This window comes from Mycobacterium sp. (assembly GCF_049647605.1).
Lineage (GTDB): Bacteria > Actinomycetota > Actinomycetes > Mycobacteriales > Mycobacteriaceae > Mycobacterium.
Genome location: NZ_JBARXZ010000102.1, coordinates 1 through 18,615 on the forward strand (window position 1 = coordinate 1; position 18,615 = coordinate 18,615).

An 18,615-nucleotide genomic window follows, 5' to 3' on the forward strand; every position below is an offset into this window, starting at 1 on the left:
GACAAAAAACGGGCCTCAAACGGCAGTCGGCAACGGTCTTCTCGATGTGGGTGATGCCGCGCGCGGCGAACCAGGCGCGGGCTCGGTGCATGAACGTGACTGCAGTCGTAACCTTTTCGTCGGGCAACGGTTCTGGGTACATCTCTGCCAGGTGGGGGAAGTCGGGCTGGGCTGTCGCCAGGCCTACGCACCGAATGCTCCCTTTGCTCGACCCGCGCCCCCGCGTACGGACCAAGACTGCCGACCAAATCCTCAACAGGATCGACAACTACTGCACCAGAATCAGCAACTCAGGACACTAGCTTTTTGGAACGACGACCACCGGCACATCAACACTGGCCAGGATGCGCGCCGCCGTCGACCCCAGGAAGATACGCCGGGGTGCGGCGAACCGGCTCGAGCCGACCACCAGCAGATCGCCGTCCTCCCAACGCAGTTTCCGTAGCGCGGATTCCAGCGTGGAACCATCGGCGACCATCGACAGGATGTCCGGCGCTTCGGGCACCGAACGTGCGGCCACCAGTAGGTTCTGTTCGGCCGCCTCGACCTGGGCGCGGCGCACCTCGGTTTTGGAGGCCACCTCGGAGAGATTCTCGATGGTGACCAGCGACATCATCCGGATCGGTAGGGCCGCGGCGCCGGCCAGCGTCAATGCGACGGCCAGCGGATTGTCGGTGCGGTTGCTCGTTGGGACGGCAACGGTGACTTCGGTGATCTTCTCCGGTGGTTCTTCGCCGTAACCGCGAGGCGCCAGTGCCACCGGAATCGGGGAGCAGTGCAACAGCGCACCGGCGACGGGGCCGATGGTGTGGCCGCCGAAGAAACCGTCCTTGGCGCCGCCCACCACGATCAGGTCGGAGGACCTCTTCTCGGCGAACTCGATCAGCGACTCGGCGAAGGATTCGCCGACCAGAACGTGGGAGCCGGCCTGTACTCCGGCGTCGGCGAGCTTGGCCACCGCGGTGGCCAACCAGCCCTCGCCTTTGTCGATGAGCATCTGCTGGTACTCGGCGCGGCCCGGATGTCCGTCCGGGAACTCTTCACGCACGATCAGCACCACGTCTACTTCGGCGCCGAATGTCAGAGCCAGTGTGGTGGCCAGACCGATACCGTCGTCGCCGGTGGGGGTCGCCAGGTACCCGACTGTCAGATGCATTGTTGAACCTGCTCTTTCACATCAGTAGGTGTCTGGAACCTTGACTTCGGTGCTGGCTGTCAGCGTTTCGCCCCGGAAGAACCGCTTGGTGCCGAACGCCCAGCAAGCCAGCATCAGTGGCACACCGAGCACCAACATGCCGACGCCCAGCACGAACACCCCGCCGATCGGGCCGAACGCGGTGTAGCCGTAGTCGGGTTGGATCATGTCGGTGGCGCTCTGGAAGAAGGCCCACGTCATCGCCAGTCCGCCCAACATCGGGAAGATGCCCCGGAAGAACAGGTTGCGGGTCGAGGTGAACAGCGATCTGCGGAAGTACCAGACGCAGGCGTAGGCGGTGACGCCGTAGTAGAAAGCGACCGCCAGACCCAGCGAGGCCACCGAGTCGGCGAGTGCGTTCTCGGATACGAACGTCAGCAGCAGATAGAAGAACAGTGCCGACAGCCCCATCACCGTGGTGCCGAAGGCCGGGGTCATGAAGCGCGGGTGCACACTGGCAAAGCGTTTCGGCAAGGCCTCGTAGACCGCCATCGACAGGGTGCCGCGGGCGGTGGGCAGGATGGTGGTCTGGGTGGATGACAGCGCCGACACCGAGACGGTCAGCAGTAGTAGCGAGGCAGCCACCGAACCGGCCACCGGGCCGCCGAGTACGGTCAACACGTCGTCGGTGTTGTTGGGGTTGTTCAGGCCGATGCCGACATAGCTGAATCCGGCGAACGACTGCACGGCGTACGCGACGAGCACATACGTGCACACCAGGATCAGCGTGGTGATGACGGCCGCGATGCCCGGGGTCTTGCCGGGGTCCTTGGTTTCCTCGCCGACGGCCAGGCAGGCATCCCAGCCCCAGTAGATGAAGATGCAGAGGATGATCGCCGCGGCGATCGATGACGCGTCGAGTCCGCCGGGCCACAGCCACGACAGCGACGGGCTGACGGCCTGGGCGCCGGCAGTGCCGGTGAACACCCGAACCAGCGCGACGATACTGACGATGATGAGCACGCCGAACTGGATGGCGATGAGCACGTTCTGGATACGCTCGGAGAGCACCACACCGCGGGCGCTGACCAAGGTCATCGCGACGATGAAGAACGAGCCCAGGGCCACTTTTGCCCAGAGATTGTCGGCGAGTGCTTCCTGGCCGAGGAACTTGAACAGGTAGATCGCGGCGATCTCGGCGACGTTTGCCAGCACGATGATGGCCGACACCGCCAGCCCCCAGCCGCCGATCCAGCCGATCCACGGACCGAAAGCCTTGGTGCCCCACGTGAACGTGGTGCCGCAGTCGGGGGTGTCCTGCGCAAGCTCCTTGTACGCGAATGCCACCAGAAGCATCGGGATGAACGCCAGGACAAACATCGACGGTGCTTTGTCGCCGACGGCCAGCACCACGTAGCCGAGCGTGGCGGCGAGGCTGTAGGCCGGTGCGACGGCAGCTAGGCCGATCACGATGTTGCCGACCAGCCCGAGGGCACCGGCTTGCAGCCCCTTGTCTCCCACTTTTGGAGGGGCCGGCGGTTCAGCTATAGCCATGGACGGAAAATATACGGTTCCAGTCGTTGCTGCGAGGTGATACGACGGAAGTGTTTTCCTGTGAGTAACACGCCAACGGAATCGGTTGCCCGATGCATTTTTTCCGGCGGGAGTGGCGCTCCGGGGCGGCTGGTCGGCACCTCGATGAATCGAATTCATTGTCGAGAAGTTTCGTGTTGCCATCACTAGGATGGCCGAATGGGTCTGTCCGGGTCTGACATCGCCCGCAGCGCTCTACCGGCGTCGACCAATCGGTTTGTGGGTCGCTCTCGCGAACTCAAGCAACTGACAAAACTGCTGACCAGGGCGCGGCTGGTCACCCTCACCGGAGTAGGCGGCGCAGGCAAGACGCGGCTGGCCATCGCGGCCGCACATGCGGTCGGCGGCGCGTTCCCGGATGGTGTCGCCTTCGTCTCGCTGGCCGATCTGCAGGACGGCGGGCTGCTGGGGCAGTTGATCGCGGGTTCTCTGGGGCTGCATGGCGCCGTCGGCCGCTGGGATATCGAGGCGCTGGTTGCGCGTCTGTCGGATTCCCATCGGTTGCTCGTTCTGGACAACTGTGAGCATCTGGTCGGTGAATGTGCGGCTCTGCTGACGGCGTTGTTGAGTGCCTGCCCGCGGCTCAGCGTGCTGACCACCAGCAGGGAGTCGATAGCAGTCGACGGTGAGCACATCTTCCCGGTACTGCCTCTCGAGGTTCCGGCTGCGGATGCTCCTCTGGCGGCGCTGGGGCAGTTCGACGCTGTGGACTTGTTCGTCGAGCGAGCGACGTCGGTGGTGCCGACCTTCGAGCTGACCGAATCCAATCATCGTGCGGTAGGTGCACTGTGTCGCACGCTCGACGGGATACCGCTGGCGTTGGAACTGGCTGCCGTGCGGCTGCGTGGACTGTCCCTCGCACAGATCGTCCAATTGCTCTCGGAGCGGCCGGACCTGCTCGACGGTGGCCGTCGGGGCGGGCACATGCGTCAGCGAACGTTGAGCGCTTCGATGGCCTGGAGCCATGACCTGTGTTCGGTCGAAGAGCAATTGCTGTGGGAGCGACTCTCGGTGTTCGGCGGCGGGGTGGAACTCAGTGCCGCCGAAGGCGTCTGCTCCGATTCTCGGCTTCCGGCGGCGGCGGTGCTGCCCCTGCTGACATCGTTGGTGGACAAATCGATCCTGATCCGTGAAGAGCGTGAGGGCCGGGTCTGGTACCGCCTGCTCGGGACCGTCCGTCAGTTCGGTCTCGGCCGATTGGGCCAGGACGAGGTCGGTAGGTGGCGCCGGCGCCACCGGGACTGGTATCTCGAACTCGTCCAGCAAACGATGTCGGACTGGCGCAGCCCGGGGCACAGTGAGCGACTGCAGATCCTCAGGGGAGACATCGCGAATCTTCGTGCCGCCCTTGAATTCTGTGCCGAGCAGCCCGGAGAATCCACCGCCGGTCTGCAGATGGCGAGTTCGCTTTACTACTACTGGCTTTCCAGTGGCCTGATCAGTGAGGGGAACCACTGGATCGACCGGCTGTTGACGGCAGTGACGGACTCGGGACCGGAGCGCATCCGTGGTCTCTATGTCGCGGCCAGCCTTGCTTCCCTGCGCAGTGACGTCACCTCGGCGGATCGCTATCTGCGTGATGCGTTGGCGTTGTGCGATCTTCACGACGACGCCGCCGGGCGCGCATACGCGATGCAGGCTCAGGGATTGATGGCGTTGGTCATGGACGACACGGACCGGGCCTCCGAGCTGCTGGCCGCGGCGATCAGGCAGTTCGACGCGTTCGACGACAACACCGGCTCGGCGTACACCACGGCCCTCTACGGCATCGTCTCGATGCTGCGAGGCGAGTCGGACCGAGTTGCCGAGGCGCACCGCCGATGTGAGCAGATGACAGTTCCTTACGGTGAAACCTGGATCTGGTCCTATTCGCTGTGGGCCGCAGGTATGGACTCGTGGAACCGCGGTGACCTCACCGGTGCCTTCGACAAACTCCGTTCGGCGCTGCAGCTGAAGCGGCCGCTGCAGGATCACCTCGGTATCGCCGAGTGCATGGAGGGAATCGCCTGGGTGACCGCCACCAGTGGTCAGCTCGACCGGGCCGCTGTTCTACTCGGCGCAGCGGATCGGATGTGGCAGGACATGGGGATGTCCGCCGACACTGTGCCGGGTTTCCAGCGGCATCGAGAAGACAGTGCCAAACGGGTCAGGCAGATGGGGAAGCGGCCGTTCGAGTCCGGCCATCGTTCGGGTCACCGGATGTTGCTGGATGAGGCGATCGCCTTCGCTCTCGAGGAATCCTCCCAGGGTTCAGGGAGTTCCGCGATGGCCAAGCCCACGAAGAGGGAACTCGAGATCGCCGAGCTGGTGGCACACGGTTGCAGTAACCAGGAGATCGCCGACGCGCTGGTGTTGTCGCGGCGCACTGTCGAGGCCCATGTCCAGCATCTGTTCGCCAAGCTGGGTTTCAGCTCGCGAAGCCAACTCGCGGCCTGGGTAGCCAGTCAGCGCGCCGCCAGGGACGGTGATCGCAGCGGGCTGTTGGTGTGATCCGCCGGACCGGTCCTGCTGTGCGGCAGTGATTCTCGGCCTATGACGGCGCCAGCATCGACTCGGCGATCTGATTGGTGATCAGGCCGGGCTGCTGTGCCTCGCGTTGCGCACGGTGCAGTATCGACAAGACAGTGTCGTAGATCGCCTCGATGCGGTCGGCGACCCACCCCGGCCCGGCGTTCGCGTGTTCGCCCGCGACCTGGATCAGGCCACCGGAGTTGGCCACGTAGTCCGGAACCCAGGTGACGCCGCGATCGTGCAGAAGCCGGCCGATGTCGGGGGTCGCCAATTGGTTGTTGGCGGCACCGCAGACGACCATCGCGCTGAGTTCGGGAACCGTCGTCGTAGTGAGGGTGGCGCCCATGGCGCACGGTGCGTAGACGTCGAGATGTTCGTCGAGGAGGTGGTCGGTGAGCGTCACTTCGGGAAAGCGTTCGACGATTCTGTCTGCCGTCGTGGAGTTCTTGTCGACAGCCAGGACACGTGCGCCATCGGCCAGCAACAGTGCGATCAACTCCGAGCCGACCTTGCCCAGTCCCTCGACACCCACTGTGCGTTCGGTCAGGGTCGGTTCGCCCCAGATCACCGTCGCGGCAGCTCGCATGGCGTGGAACACACCGCGGGCGGTGTTGGCGCCGCTGTTGCCCGAACCGCCGGTTTCCGCCGACCGCCCGACGACGTGACGAGTGACCCCGCCGATCGTGTCGAGGTCGCCTGCGTCGATACCGATATCTGCGGCGGTGATGTAACGGCCACCGAGCGTCTCGACAAAGCGGCCGTATTCACGCAGCAGCGCAGGTTTTTTTGAGTGAGCCGGATCGCCCATGATCACGGCCTTGCCCCCGCCGAACGGAACCCCGGCCAGTGCCGCCTTGTAGGTCATGCCCCGGGACAGGCGCAGCACGTCGGTCAGCGCGCTGTTCTGGTCGCGGTAGGCGTAGAAGCGGGTGCCTCCGAGGGCCGGACCCAGAACCGTCGAGTGGATACCGATGATGGCACGTAGGCCGGTTGCCGCGTGCTCACAGAACATGACCTGTTCGTGAGGCAGCCCGGGTATCGCGTCGAAGCGATCGAACACGGAGTTGTCGATCGGCGCCGGGACGATGGTGGCAGTCACAGGGGGTCTCCTTGATCTCGGGGGTACTCGGTGTGGTGGGCCGGGGACGGCTGCTGTGTTGCTGTGGCCGTCATGACAGAGCGATCAAGGCCAGTGGATCAGTGAGGATCTCGGCGACGGCCGCCAGGAACTCGGCTCCGTCCGCGCCGTCGACCAGCCGATGATCGAACGACAGACTCAATGTGGTGACCCACCGCAGCGTGAGGTCATCGCGGTGTTCCCACGGTCTTCTCCGAATCGAGCCCAGGCACATAATCGCCGCTTCGCCTGGATTGAGAGTCGGAGTGCCCGTGTCGATTCCGAACACCCCGACGTTGGCGATCGTGATGGTACCGCCGGTCAGCGCGGTCGCCGGGGTCTTGCCCTGTTTGGCATTGACGGTCAGCTCGGACAGTGCGACGGCCAGGTCCCGCAACCCGAGAGTGTGTGCGTCCTTGACATTGGGCACCGTGAGGCCTCGTGGCGTCGGCGCGGCGATCCCCAGGTGCGCATACTCCTTCGTGATGACCTGCTGGGCTTCGTCGTCCCAGGAGGAGTTCAGGCTGGGGTTGGTGCGCAGCGCCACCAACATTGCTTTGGCCACCATGGTCAGCGGGGTCACGTGGATCCCGGCGAAGTGAGTGGAGGTGCGCAGCTCGTCGAGCAGTTCCATGGTGCTGACATCGATGTCGACGGACACGCCGACGTGTGGATAATATGGCGGATATTCTTGTTGTGCACTGATATTGGTGACCAGTGGCACCGACTCGCTGTCGTCGCTCATGGGTCCTCCCGATGTCACGAATGGTCCAGCCGATCCGGCGCCGGCGCGATGATGCGAAACACAATCATCGCAGCGGCAGCTAGCACAAGAGCTGTGAGAAAAGCTGGGCAATCTGCCCATCGATGGAATCCGGCTACGGGCATAATGCCGCGATATGGTCAAACTCGATGGTATCGACGCGCGGATTCTGTTGGCGCTGTGTGACACTCCGCGTGCCTCTGCGGTACAACTCGCGGCTTCGGTGAAACTTGCCCGAAACACGGTGCAGTCCCGGATAACCCGGTGGCGTGCCGAGAATGCCCTGGCCCCGATCGACCGCTGCGTGGCCCCACGTCAGCTCGGGTATCCACTGCGTGCCTTCGTCTCCGCGGTTGTGGATCAGCACAAGCTCGAGCCGGCCATAAAGTGCCTCGGTGCCATTCCCGAAGTAGCCGAAGTTGTCGGGATATCCGGGACAGCCGACCTGCACATCGATGTCAACACCACCGACACCGACGATCTGTATCGGGTGGCCGGCCTGATTCTCGCGGTGCCGGGCGTGGAACGCACCGTGGTCTCCGTTGTTGTGCGACCGGCGATTCCGTACCGGACGCGCCCGCTGTTGGAGCGGATCGCGGGAGTGCGCTGAACTGGTTCTGACGCGCACCGCGGTGCGTCGACAACAGGTACTTACGTAGTCGGATTGCGGTCCCTACGGATGTGCTCGGCCGTGGACGGGCTGCATCCTTGCTGCATCATCCACACCACCACCGCCAGGTAGGTGATCGGCAGACGCGGGGGGCACGGTGACGCACAGCTACAGCGGGCGCCTGATCCGCGCGGCGGGACCGACCCGGTGAGCGCAGTTGCCGTGCTGACCCGGCCGTTGCGCTCGACGGGTGAGTTCTTCGCGATGTCGTTGGACACGTTCGTGACCCTGTTCACCACCCGATTCGCCTGGCGCGAATATCTGCAACAGACCTGGTTCGTGGCGCAGGTGTCGCTGCTACCGGCGCTGATGCTCACGATTCCCTACTCGGTGTTGCTGGTTTTCACCTTGAACATCCTGTTGATCGAGTTCGGTGCCGCCGACCTATCCGGTACCGGTGCGGCCCTGGGCACGGTGACCCAGATCGGCCCGCTGGCCACGGTGCTCGTGATCGCCGGATCCGGTGCGACGGCCATGTGCGCCGATCTGGGGTCGCGCACCATCCGCGAGGAACTGGACGCTCTGCGGGTCATGGGAATCGACCCGATCCAGGCGCTGGTGGTGCCCCGGGTGCTTGCCGCGGCCACCGTCGCCACGGCGCTGGCCTCCACGGTGATCTTGGTCGGTCTCACTGGCGCGTACTTCTTCTGTGTCTACGTGCAGCATGTGTCACCCGGTGACTTCGTCTCCGGTTTCACGCTGCTGACCGGCGTCGCCGACGTCGCCGTCGCTCTGGCCAAGGGGACGATCTTCGGAATGGTGGCCGGCCTGATCGCCTGCTACAAGGGCATTTCGGTGGGTGGCGGACCTGCCGGTGTCGGGAACGCGGTCAACGAGACCGTGGTGTTCACCTTTGTCGCCCTGTTCGCGATCAACATCGTCGCGACGGCAGTCGGGGTCAAGGTGACCTTGTGATCGGCAACGGCATCGTGCCCAGCCGGTGGCTACACAGCTGGCGACAGATCGGACTGCAAGCGGAGTTCTACTTCGAGGCCTTGAGGTCGATGGGCGGTGCGGTCCGGTTCTACCGCACCGAAGTGTTCCGACTCATCGCGCAGATGGGCCTCGGTGTGGGTGCTCTGGCGATCATCGGAGGGACGGTGGCGATCGTCGGATTCCTGACGTTGTCAACAGGGGCCGTCATCGCGGTGCAGGGCTACAACCAATTCGCGAACATCGGTGTGGAAGCGCTCACCGGATTCGCTTCGGCCTTCCTGAACGTTCGTATCATCGCGCCGGGAACCACCGCCATCGCGCTGTCTGCCACCATCGGTGCCGGTGCCACCGCACAGCTGGGTGCGATGCGGATCAATGAGGAGATCGACGCACTCGAGGTGATCGGAATCCGCAGTATGGCCTACCTGGTGTCCACCCGCGTGATCGCCGGCGTCGTCGTCGTGATCCCGCTGTACTGCGTCGGGGTGGCAATGTCGTTCAGCGCGGCCAAGATCGGCACCACCTTGATCTACGGCCAGTCCACCGGCGTCTACAACCACTACTTCAACACATTCCTCAATCCCACCGACCTGATCTGGTCGTTTGCGCAGTCGATCGCGATGGCCGTGGCCATCATGCTGGTCCACACCTACTACGGTTTCACCGCTTCGGGTGGACCCGCCGGGGTCGGGGCGGCCGTGGGTCGCGCGGTGCGAACATCTTTGGTGGTGTCCGCATTTGTGGTCACAATCATCTCGCTGGCCGTCTACGGCCAGTCGGGCAACTTCAATCTGGCTGGTTGAGCATGGATCTCCATCGTGAGAAGCGACGGATTCCGCCCGAGGCGTGGACGCTGATCCTGCTGGTGGCCCTCGTCGGGGTCCTTGTGATGACGGCAGCGCTGTTCACCGGGAAGCTCCACACGTATGTACCGGTCACCGTCACCGCAGAGCGTTCGGGCCTCGTCATGGAGCCGGGGGCCAAGGTCCGGATGCGCGGGGTGCAGGTGGGTCGAGTCGCCGGCGTGGACAGCCACGACCCAGTGCGGCTGCGACTCGATCTGTTTCCAGACGCGGTGGGATACATCCCGGCCAACGTCGCGGTCGAGATTCGGGCGACCACCGCCTTCGGCTCCAAGTATGTGGAACTGATCGCCCCGAATCGGCCGAGTACCAACCATATCTCGGCCGGCACCGTGTTGGCGTCTCGCAACGAGTCGACTGAGGTCAACACGGTGTTCCAAAACCTCGTCGAGGTGCTCGACCAAGTGGACCCACCGAAACTGAATGCGACGCTCACCGCCCTCTCCGAGGGGGTCCGTGGCCAGGGCGAACTGATGGGCGAGGCGACTTCGGCGGCGAATATGGTTCTCCTCGAGCTCAATCCGAGAGCCGACATCGCTGGTGAGGACTGGCGCGCGGTGCGCGAGTTCGCCGATGTCTACGCCGCTGCCGGTGCGGACATCGTGGCGGTCCTCGACGCATCGAGCACCATCGCCGACACCATAGTCGGCAACGCCGATGACTTGGATGCACTGCTGCTCAACGTGATCGGCTTCGCCGACTCCGGAATCACGCTCATCGCACCGAACCAGGAGAACCTCGTCGGTGCCATCAACGATCTGCGACCGACGACCGCACTGCTGCGCAAGTACGACCCGACCTTCACCTGCACCCTGGTAGGGGCCAAATGGTTCCTCGACAACGGCGGTCAGGAGCAGGTCGGCGGAAACGGTCGCAGCATCGTGTTGGACAGTGCGTTCAACTTCGGCGACAACACCTATCGGTACCCCGACAACCTACCGTTGGTGGCCGCCAAAGGGGGTCCTGGTGGCGCGCCGGGATGCGGGTCACTGCCCGATGTCACCAAGCAGTTTCCGGTACGGCAGCTGGTCACCAACACCGGCTGGGGAACCGGTGTGGACTGGCGGTCCAATCCCGGTGTCGGGCATCCCTGGTGGGTCAACTTCTTTCCGGTGACCCGCGCCGAGCCCGAGCCGCCGAGTATCCGTGGCGCGGAACCGCCGGCAGTCGGGCCCGATCTAGCGCCCACCGTCGCAGTGCCGGTGCCGGCAGCTGGGGAGCCGAGTCCGTGACAGCAAATCGGGGTGTGAGGGAGGTGCAGACGTGAAGACGGAGCTGGCCGGGGTCATCTGGAGGCTGGGCGCCTTTCTGTCCATGTGTGGACTCGGCACCTTTGTCCTCGTCATGGTCTTCGCCCAGTTGAGATTCGGCGACGAGGTGGCCTACCGAGCCGAATTTGTCAACGTCAGCGGATTGGAGCGCGGCAATTTTGTCCGCATTGCCGGTGTCGAGGTGGGAAAGGTGAAGGGGATCTCGGTGAATCCCGAAAGCCGCGCCGTGGTGGAGTTCGCGATCGATGACTCGGTGATCCTGACCGAGGGCTCACGGGCAGTGGTCCGATACGACAACCTGATCGGCGGTCGGTACCTGGAACTGCAGGAAGGACCGGGTGACCTGTTGCCGCTCGTCCCCGGCCAGACCATCTCGGTGGACCGCACCGAACCGGCGTTGGACCTCGACGCGTTGATCGGTGGCTTCCGGCCGCTCTTTCGCGCGCTGGATCCCGAGACCATGAACACGTTGACCGCGCAACTGATTCAGGCCTTCCAGGGGCAGGGCCCCACCATCGCTTCATTTCTGACCCAGACGGCGTCGCTGACCCATGCGTTGGCAGATCGCGACCGGCTGATCGGGGAAGTGGTCACGAACCTCAATGTCGTATTGGGCTCGCTCGCCGAGCACAGTGATCAGTTCGACACCGCCGTGGATTCGCTGGCTCAACTGGTCGACGGGCTTTCGCAGCGCAGAGTCGACATCAGCGACAGCATCGCCTCGACCGATGCAGCCGCAGCCAGTATCGCGGGGTTACTGCAGCAGACCCGTCCGGACATCACGAACGTGGTCAGCCAGACCGATCGGGTGGCGGCCACCGTCCTGGCGGACAAGGACTACGTCGACGAGCTCCTGGTCACCCTGCCCGACACCTACCGGGCGCTCAATCGGATGGCTCTCTATGGCGATTACTTCTCCTTCTACCTCTGCGACGCCATTCTCAAGGTCAACGGCAAAGGCGGCCAACCGGTCTACGTGAAGGTCGCGGGCCAGGACACCGGGAGGTGTGCACCCCGATGAAACCCTTCTCCGCTCGAAACCCACTGGTACTGGGGGGCGTCGGTATCGCAGCGGTGGTCGCTGTCGCCGCCGCCGCGCTGCAGTACGACAAGCTGCCGCTGGTGAACTCCGGGGTCGGGTACTCAGCTCTCTTCGCCGACGCCAGCGGCTTGCGGGCCGGGGCCGCGGTCCAGGTGGCCGGCTACCAGGTGGGCCAGGTGTCCCGGGTCGAACTCGACGGCGGCCGCGTACTCGTGGACTTCGACGTCGACAAGCACATCCGGTTGGGGGATCGCACGGAGGCGACGATCAAGACCAAGAGTTTACTCGGCGCCAAGATCCTGGAGGTGACACCGCGCGGCGCCGGACAACTCTCCGGGCCCATCGAGATGGACCGGACCACACCGGCGTACCAACTCCCGGATGCGCTGGGCGACCTCGCCGACGTGGTCGGTGGCCTGGACACCGACCAGTTCAACCAATCCCTGGCGACGTTGACCGAAGCGTTCGCCGACACACCAGCGGCCCTGCAGGTCGCCGTCGACGGGGTGGCCCGATTCTCGCGGGTACTGGGCGAACGGGACACCCAGTTGCGTGAATTGCTGGAGAACGGGCAGAAGGCCACCGCCGTACTCGCACGACGCACCGACCAGGTGGTGAGCCTGATCGCCCAGACCAATGCGCTACTGGTCCAGTTGCAGACCCAGAGCGCCGCTCTGGACCGGATCACCGAGAACATCAGTTCGGCCACCCGACAGATCTCGGGGTTCATCGACGACAACAGCGCGCAACTGGGACCGACCCTGGAGAAGGTCAACGGAGTGTTGGCCATCGTCGACGCGCGCAAACAACAGGTCCAGCAGGTGATCACGATGCTGCACCGGTACGCCATGTCGCTCGGCGAGTCGGTGGCCTCGGGTCCGTTCTTCAAGGCCTACCTGGCCAATCTGCTGCCAGGACAGTTTGTCCAACCGTTTGTCGAGGCAGCGTTCTCTGATCTTGGCCTCGACCCGAATGTGTTGGCACCGACAGAGATCAGTGATCCGCAGGTCGGTCAACCGGCGACACCGCCACTTCCCATGCCCTATCCCCGAACCGGGCAAGGCGGTCAGCCGAATCTGAGCTTGCCGGAGGCCATCATGGGTAACCCGGCAGATCCCAGGTACCCGTACCGGGCACCGGCCCAGGCCCCGCCACCCGGTGGTCCGCCACCGGGACCGCCGATGGCGGGCCCAGCCGGCTCGGAGGTGGGCCCATGACTCGATCACGTCGGCTGCGCACCGGAGTCGCCGCGGCCCTCGCCCTGGTGCTGGTCGCCGGCGTCGTGGTGGTGACCGGCGCGCTGCCCGCGGCCAAGCGCACCACCGTCATCGCCTACTTCGACAACAGCAACGGCATCTTTCCCGGCGACGATGTGATGGTGCTGGGGGTGCGCATCGGCGAGATCGCGGCGATCGAGCCGCAGCCGGAGAGTGCCAAGGTCACGTTCTGGTTCGAGAGCCGATACCAGGTGCCCGCCGACGCCAACGCGATGATCCTGTCCCCCCAACTGATAACCTCCCGGGCCATCCAACTCACGCCCGTCTACACCGGGGGTGCGCAACTTGCCGATGGCGCGGTCATTCCGCAGCGGCGCACCGCGGTGCCGGTCGAGTGGGACGACTTCCGGGTGCAGTTGGAGAAGCTGAGCCAGAGCCTGCAGCCGGGCCCCGACGGAGTGAGCCCTCTGGGAGCCTTTGTCATCACCGCCGCCGACAATCTTCGCGGCCGCGGAACGCAGATCCGGGAAGCGGTGCTCGAGTTGTCGCGAGCATTGTCGGCCCTGGCCGATCACAGCACGGACATCTTCGGCACCGTCAAGAATCTGGGAACGCTGGTCTCTGCGCTGCAGTCCAGCACCGTGTTGATGGCCGAACTCAATCGTAATCTGGCCTGGGCCACCGGCGTACTCGCCGATGATCCGCAGCAGATCGGAGCGGCGGTCGAGGGCATGAATACCGCAACCCGTGAGCTCACCGCTTTTGTTGCCCAGCACCGGGAGTTGCTGGGCGGTGCCACAGACCGGCTGGGTTCGATCGCGCAGGCACTCAACGACAGCAGGGCGGATATCGAACAGGCGCTGCACTTGGCGCCCAACACCTTCCAGAATCTGCTCAACATCTACGAGCCCGCGCACGCGTCGCTGACCGGAGCGTTGGCACTCAACAATTTTGCCAACCCGATCCAGTTCTTGTGTGGCGCCATTCAGGCAGCGTCCCGATTGGGTGCCGAGCAGGCGTCCAAACTCTGCGTGCAGTATCTGGCGCCCATCGTGAAGAACCGCCAGTTCAACTACCTTCCGGTAGGGTTGAATCCAATCGTCAACGCGGCCGCACGTCCCAATGAGGTGACCTACAGCGAAGATTGGCTGCGTCCCGGTCACACGGCGATACCTGCGCCGTACCCGCCGATGGCGGCCGAGGCGGTGCCGACGGACGCGGCGGGCGGACTGCCGGCGATGATGCTCCCACCGACGGACGGGCCGTCGTGATCGGCCGGCGCCGACGCCTGTGCGCGACGGCGTGTTCGGTGCTGTTGATCACCACGGGATGTGGTTGGCAGGGGCTGAATTCGCTGCCGTTGCCCGGGACCGCAGGCCGGGGCGCAAACTCCTTCGAGGTCCAGGCGCAGCTGCCCAATGTCAGCAATATCGAGGAGAACTCGCGGGTCCGCGTCGGTGACGTGACGGTGGGGAGTGTCACCGACATCACCCGGCAGGGGTGGCATGCCTTGGTCACGATGAGCCTCGACGGTGGAGTGCGGCTGCCCGAGAACGCCATCGTGACGGTCGGTCAGACCAGCCTGCTCGGGTCGCTGCACATCGAGATCGCGGCGCCCACCGACGAACCCGCACGAGGCCAGCTCCGGAACGGATCGCTGATCCCGCTCGGGCGCAGCGGCGCCTACCCCACCACCGAACAGACGTTGGCGGCCGCATCGATGCTGCTCAACGGTGGGGGACTGGGGCAGGTCCAGGACATCACCGCGGCCTTCGGCACCGCATTCCTGGGTCGGGAGCGCGAGCTGCGAAGCTTCATCGAGCAGCTCGATCTCTTCATCGGACATCTCGACCGTCAGAAGGACGACATCATTGCCGCCATCGACAGCCTGAACCGTTTGACTGGCACATTCGCCGCGCGTAAATCCGTTCTGGACCGGGCGTTACAGACCATTCCCGAGGCAATCGCGATTCTCGATGACGATCGTGAGCAACTGATCGAGGCGCTCGACCGATTCGGTGACTTCAGCGCCTTGGCGGCCGACTCGATCACCCGAACGCAAGACTCCCTGGCGGCCGAGCTCGGCGATCTCGGGCTGGTGCTGGAGTCACTCGGGGATGCCGGTCCCGCACTCACCAGGTCGCTATCGCTGTTCAGTACGTTCCCCTGGCCGAAGGAGGGGGTGCTGAACTGGCTGCGGGGTGACTATGCCAACCTCACCGCGATCTTCGACCTGACGTTGAGCCGGCTGGACACGTCACTGTTGACCGGGACTCGATTCGAAGGCGCGCTGACTCGGCTGGAGATGCAGTGGGGGCGAACGATAGGTCAGCTCCCCAGCCCCGCAACGGCAGGCAACCCGCTGATCGTTCCCTACCAGGCCGACCAGGGACCCTGATATGCGACTGAACCGTCTCACCCGAATCCAGTTGGCGGTCTTCACCGTGCTGGCTCTCGTGTCGGTCACCGTCATGGCCGTCGGCTACATGAATCTGCCGGCGCAGCTTTTCGGCATCGGCCGCTACATCGTGGTCGTGGAACTGCCGGAGTCGGGCGGGCTTTACGAGCGCGGCAACGTCACCTATCGGGGCACCGGGGTAGGGCGGGTGGAGCAGGTCCGGCTCACCCACACCGGCGCCGAAGCGGTCCTGTCGCTGGATTCCGCGTTCGAGATCCCCGCCGACGTGGAGGCCGAAGTGCACAGTCAGTCGGCCATCGGAGAGCTCTTTGTCGCCCTGGTGCCGCGATCCGGAAGCGGGCCGTTGTTGCGGGACGGCGATGTGATTCCGGCTGACCGAACCCGGGTGCCACCGGGTATCAGTAGCCTGCTCGATGCCACGAACCGCGGTCTGGCGGCAGTTCCGCGCGGCGATCTCGAGACCGTGATCGATGAGAGTTACACGGCGATAGGAGGGTTGGGGCCGGAACTGTCCAGGATCGTCAAGGGCGGGAGTCGCCTGGCCATCGAGGCGCAGCGTGAATTGGGCCCGATGGTCACATTGATCGAACAGGCAGCGCCGGTGCTGGATTCTCAGGTGGAGACCGCGGGGGAGATCCAATCGTGGGCAGCCGGTTTGGCGGCCATCACCGGCGAGCTGCAGGCGCACGACGCCGCTGTCGAAGGTCTGCTGACTACGGTGCCGACGGCAGCCGACGAGGTGCGGGCGCTCTTCGAACGGGTCCGGCCGACGGTGCCGTTGCTGCTGGCGAATCTGGTCAGCCTGGAGGAGATCGCCATCGTCTACCAGCCTGCGCTCGAACAACTCCTGGTGCTGGTGCCGCAGGGTACGGCGATGATGCAGGCGCTCTCCGTCGGAAATCTGAACACCAATCAGGATTACAAGGGGATGTATCTGGACTTCAACCTGAACCTGAATCTCCCGCCGCCGTGCAACACGGGATTCCTGCCGGCTCGGCAGCAGCGGGCGCAGGCCTTCGAGGATAGCCCCGAACGTACCTCTGGGTCTCTGTATTGCCGAGTGCCGCAAGACCATCCGATGCTGGCAGTTCGAGGTGCGCGGAACATACCGTGTATGCGGGTGCCGGGGAAGCGGGCGCCGACGGTCGAGATGTGCGAAAGCGAGCAGCAATACGTGCCGCTCAATGACGGTGACAACTGGAAAGGTGATCCGAACGCGACACTGTCGGGACAGGATGTGCCGCAGATGCAGCCGCCGGCGCCGGTTGCCACCGCACCCTACGATCCGGCGACCGGAGGCTATCTGGGCGGCGACGGCAGGGTCTACACCCAGTCGAACCTGGCACCCGTTGGGGCAGAACAGACCTGGCAGTCGATGCTGGTCCCGCCGGGAGTGGGCTGACCCAACCCGCGAGCCGAATCGACGGCGATCGCCCCGGCCCGGGCGGTCGCCGTTTTGCTGTTGCACCGGTGCTGCGCGCATCCGTCGACAATGCGTAATTAGGTAGCGGATCTGCGGACCCTACGGATGCGTGTGCACACCCCGGCGGGCGACCATCGATGCATCCCCAACAGGGGACCGCAAATTCGTAACCGGCTGTGGAGGTGAAAGTGGCAAGCGCAGTCGAAAGCACCGATGCGGAAGCCATCGTCAGGGATCTGGTCCTCGGCGGTGTGGCGGATCCGTTCCCGCTGTACGACCAGCTTCGCGAAAGCGGCACCGGGGTGCAGTGGTCGGACACCCTGGGTGGCTGGATCGTGAGCCGGTACGACGACGTCCGCGCCATGGTCAGCCGCCACGACATCTTCTCCAACGACACGTTCTTCGACGGCGCCCCCGGTGTCCATGATCCGGAGGACCCCGAACATCGTCGCTTCATCGAGGTCAGCTCACGGCAGTTCATCTTCCAGGATCCGCCCACGCACACCCGGATCCGGTCGATTTTCCGGCACGCCTTCACCAGGCAGTCCGTCGCCGCGTGGCGGCCACTCATGGAAGCCGCTGCCGACGAGGTGCTCGGCCGATACCGGCCCGGCGAGGAAATCGACATCATGCCGCATCTGGCCGCAGATATCCCGGTGGCGGTGATCGCGTCGATTCTCGGTGTGCCGAAGGACAAGTGGGCTCAGCTCAGGGAGTGGTCGGAGGCCTACGGCCGGACTCTTGACCCCGGTGTGCAGGGCGCCTTGCGGGACTCGTCGATCCGCACCTCACTGGAAATGATGGATTACCTGAGAGATCTCATCGCCCAGCGACGGGCGGATCCGCGTGAGGACCTGATCACGTTGATCGCCACCACCGAGACCGACAGCGGTGAGCTGCTCACCGACACCGAAGCGGTCTCTCAGGTGGCGCTGCTGCTGGCCGCCGGAAACGACACCACCACTTCGCTGATCGGCAGCGCAATGACGCTGATGATCGACAATCCAGACGTCAAGGTCGCACTCCGGGAGGATTCCTCCCGCATCCCGGCCGCGATCGAGGAGATGCTGCGGTTCGACCCGCCCTTTCATCTGGATTTCCGTAAGGCCGTCCGAGATACCGAATACGGTGGCGAACAGATCCGCGCCGGTCAGATGTGCTTCCAGGTGATCGCCGGAGCCAATCGGGACCCTCGCCAGTTCGCCGACCCGTCGGTCTTCGACATCTTCCGTGACTCCTCCAAACATCTGTCGTTCAGTCACGGAATCCATTTCTGCATAGGGGCACCGCTGGCACGGATGGAGGGCGAGGTGGTGCTGGGCAAGATCCTGGAACGCTTCCCGGACTTCACCGGCGCGGCGGAGCCCGCGACCCGACGGACCAACAACATCCTGGCCCGCGGGTGGCATTGCCGCCCGGTGAGGTTGTGAGGAGAGCCCGACGATGAACCTGATCGTCCGCTCAGAACATTGCATGGCCAACGGCAGCTGCCGGCGCGCGGCCCCGGAGGTGTTCGGCAGCACCGCTGAAGGATGGGTGACGCTCCTCGAGCAGAGCCCACGAGCCGAGTTGAGTGAAGCGGTCGAGCGGGCAGCTTACTCCTGCCCGGTCGGAGCCATCGAGATCGTTGAAGACGCCGATGCGTGACCGCCGAT

At 64.7% G+C, this 18,615-nt stretch carries 15 protein-coding genes and 1 pseudogene; 12 read left to right on the forward strand and 4 right to left on the reverse strand.

Annotated elements, in window-relative coordinates:
• Positions 1-298: 298 nt before the first annotated feature.
• Together WBB07_RS13185 and WBB07_RS13190 are read right to left on the reverse strand one after the other, a co-directional pair.
• Complete coding sequence (locus WBB07_RS13185; protein WP_526308316.1) at positions 299-1,156, reverse strand: universal stress protein; 858 nt, start codon at positions 1,154-1,156, stop codon at positions 299-301.
• 21 nt (positions 1,157-1,177) lie between these two features.
• Positions 1,178-2,689, reverse strand: a complete 1,512-nt coding sequence (locus WBB07_RS13190) for an amino acid permease (protein WP_526308318.1) — start codon at positions 2,687-2,689, stop codon at positions 1,178-1,180.
• A 198-nt stretch (positions 2,690-2,887) separates the two neighbouring features.
• Between WBB07_RS13190 and WBB07_RS13195 the strand changes: the two genes are divergently transcribed.
• Positions 2,888-5,218, forward strand: coding sequence for an ATP-binding protein (locus WBB07_RS13195; RefSeq protein WP_526308320.1), 2,331 nt, complete (start codon positions 2,888-2,890; stop codon positions 5,216-5,218).
• Between the two features lie 40 nt (positions 5,219-5,258).
• Here WBB07_RS13195 and WBB07_RS13200 read toward each other — a convergent pair whose 3' ends face one another.
• On the reverse strand, positions 5,259-6,338 hold the full coding sequence (locus tag WBB07_RS13200; RefSeq protein ID WP_526308322.1) for a Glu/Leu/Phe/Val family dehydrogenase: 1,080 nt from the start codon (positions 6,336-6,338) through the stop codon (positions 5,259-5,261).
• A 70-nt stretch (positions 6,339-6,408) separates the two neighbouring features.
• Positions 6,409-7,029: pseudogene (locus tag WBB07_RS13205) on the reverse strand (2-oxo acid dehydrogenase subunit E2); the annotation flags it as partial.
• 226 nt (positions 7,030-7,255) lie between these two features.
• Between WBB07_RS13205 and WBB07_RS13210 the strand changes: the two are divergent.
• The 11 genes from WBB07_RS13210 to WBB07_RS13260 all read left to right on the forward strand — a co-directional run bounded on the left by WBB07_RS13210 (position 7,256) and on the right by WBB07_RS13260 (position 18,607).
• The gene (locus WBB07_RS13210) at positions 7,256-7,729 is read left to right on the forward strand and encodes an Lrp/AsnC family transcriptional regulator (RefSeq protein ID WP_526308324.1); all 474 of its coding nucleotides are present in this window, start codon (positions 7,256-7,258) and stop codon (positions 7,727-7,729) included.
• A gap of 264 nt (positions 7,730-7,993) precedes the next feature.
• Positions 7,994-8,704, forward strand: coding sequence for an MlaE family ABC transporter permease (locus WBB07_RS13215; RefSeq protein WP_526308434.1), 711 nt, complete (start codon positions 7,994-7,996; stop codon positions 8,702-8,704).
• Positions 8,701-9,528 (forward strand): MlaE family ABC transporter permease, encoded by an 828-nt coding sequence (locus tag WBB07_RS13220; protein ID WP_526308326.1) that lies wholly within the window; start codon positions 8,701-8,703, stop codon positions 9,526-9,528. Before WBB07_RS13215 ends, WBB07_RS13220 begins: the two co-directional genes overlap by 4 nt.
• Positions 9,529-9,530: 2 nt before the next feature.
• On the forward strand, positions 9,531-10,820 hold the full coding sequence (locus WBB07_RS13225; RefSeq protein ID WP_526308327.1) for an MCE family protein: 1,290 nt from the start codon (positions 9,531-9,533) through the stop codon (positions 10,818-10,820).
• A gap of 31 nt (positions 10,821-10,851) precedes the next feature.
• Entirely contained in the window at positions 10,852-11,880 is a 1,029-nt protein-coding gene (locus WBB07_RS13230) for an MCE family protein (RefSeq protein WP_526308329.1), read from the forward strand.
• Positions 11,877-13,118: an MCE family protein gene (locus WBB07_RS13235; protein ID WP_526308331.1), complete on the forward strand. Its 1,242-nt coding sequence runs from the start codon at positions 11,877-11,879 to the stop codon at positions 13,116-13,118. The genes WBB07_RS13230 and WBB07_RS13235 overlap by 4 nt, the downstream gene beginning before the upstream one ends.
• Positions 13,115-14,389, forward strand: coding sequence for an MCE family protein (locus WBB07_RS13240; protein ID WP_526308333.1), 1,275 nt, complete (start codon positions 13,115-13,117; stop codon positions 14,387-14,389). Before WBB07_RS13235 ends, WBB07_RS13240 begins: the two co-directional genes overlap by 4 nt.
• A gap of 38 nt (positions 14,390-14,427) precedes the next feature.
• Positions 14,428-15,516 carry an MCE family protein gene (locus WBB07_RS13245; RefSeq protein WP_526308335.1) on the forward strand — a complete coding sequence of 363 codons (1,089 nt, stop codon included), beginning with the start codon at positions 14,428-14,430 and terminating at the stop codon, positions 15,514-15,516.
• 1 nt (position 15,517) lies between these two features.
• Positions 15,518-16,939, forward strand: coding sequence for an MCE family protein (locus WBB07_RS13250; protein ID WP_526308337.1), 1,422 nt, complete (start codon positions 15,518-15,520; stop codon positions 16,937-16,939).
• 209 nt (positions 16,940-17,148) lie between these two features.
• Positions 17,149-18,390 (forward strand): cytochrome P450, encoded by a 1,242-nt coding sequence (locus tag WBB07_RS13255; protein WP_526308339.1) that lies wholly within the window; start codon positions 17,149-17,151, stop codon positions 18,388-18,390.
• A gap of 13 nt (positions 18,391-18,403) precedes the next feature.
• On the forward strand, positions 18,404-18,607 hold the full coding sequence (locus tag WBB07_RS13260) for a ferredoxin (protein ID WP_526308341.1): 204 nt from the start codon (positions 18,404-18,406) through the stop codon (positions 18,605-18,607).
• Positions 18,608-18,615: the final 8 nt, after the last annotated feature.

What these genes read in the sequence shown, in the direction of transcription:
- WBB07_RS13240 (WP_526308333.1), top strand. Translation starts at nt 13,115, where the DNA reads ATGACTCGATCACGTCGGCTGCGCACCGGAGTCGCCGCGGCCCTCGCC.
- WBB07_RS13185 (WP_526308316.1), bottom strand. Translation starts at nt 1,156, where the DNA reads ATGCATCTGACAGTCGGGTACCTGGCGACCCCCACCGGCGACGACGGT.
- WBB07_RS13250 (WP_526308337.1), top strand. Translation starts at nt 15,518, where the DNA reads ATGCGACTGAACCGTCTCACCCGAATCCAGTTGGCGGTCTTCACCGTG.
- WBB07_RS13260 (WP_526308341.1), top strand. Translation starts at nt 18,404, where the DNA reads ATGAACCTGATCGTCCGCTCAGAACATTGCATGGCCAACGGCAGCTGC.
- WBB07_RS13190 (WP_526308318.1), bottom strand. Translation starts at nt 2,689, where the DNA reads ATGGCTATAGCTGAACCGCCGGCCCCTCCAAAAGTGGGAGACAAGGGG.
- WBB07_RS13215 (WP_526308434.1), top strand. Translation starts at nt 7,994, where the DNA reads ATGTCGTTGGACACGTTCGTGACCCTGTTCACCACCCGATTCGCCTGG.
- WBB07_RS13235 (WP_526308331.1), top strand. Translation starts at nt 11,877, where the DNA reads ATGAAACCCTTCTCCGCTCGAAACCCACTGGTACTGGGGGGCGTCGGT.
- WBB07_RS13225 (WP_526308327.1), top strand. Translation starts at nt 9,531, where the DNA reads ATGGATCTCCATCGTGAGAAGCGACGGATTCCGCCCGAGGCGTGGACG.
- WBB07_RS13210 (WP_526308324.1), top strand. Translation starts at nt 7,256, where the DNA reads ATGGTCAAACTCGATGGTATCGACGCGCGGATTCTGTTGGCGCTGTGT.
- WBB07_RS13195 (WP_526308320.1), top strand. Translation starts at nt 2,888, where the DNA reads ATGGGTCTGTCCGGGTCTGACATCGCCCGCAGCGCTCTACCGGCGTCG.